General features: G+C 68.8%; 1 protein-coding gene. It reads left to right on the top strand.

The window, feature by feature from the left end; all coding sequences use genetic code 11:
* On the top strand, nt 1-302 hold a 302-nt coding region (locus AC1DBN_RS21620; protein WP_477724219.1), incomplete at both ends, for a hypothetical protein.

The raw sequence follows: 302 nt of genomic DNA on the forward strand, positions 1-302 counted from the left end.
CCACGGACGGCACGGCCACTGATGTAGCGGTGGACGCCKATGCAATCGTGGACCTCGGCGGCGTCACCGGCACCAACGGTGCAACCCACGACGGCCTCACCGCCGTCGTCGACGCAGACGTAAACCTCGGCCTCGGCCTCGGCAACACCGGAACCACGGACGGCACGGCCACTGATGTAGCGGTGGACGCCGATGCAATCGTGGACCTCGGCGGCGTCACCGGCACCAACGGTGCAACCCACGACGGCCTCACCGCCGTCGTCGACGCAGACGTAAACCTCGGCCTCGGCCTCGGCAACACC

The organism is Pseudarthrobacter sp. 10T415 (genome assembly GCF_056394175.1).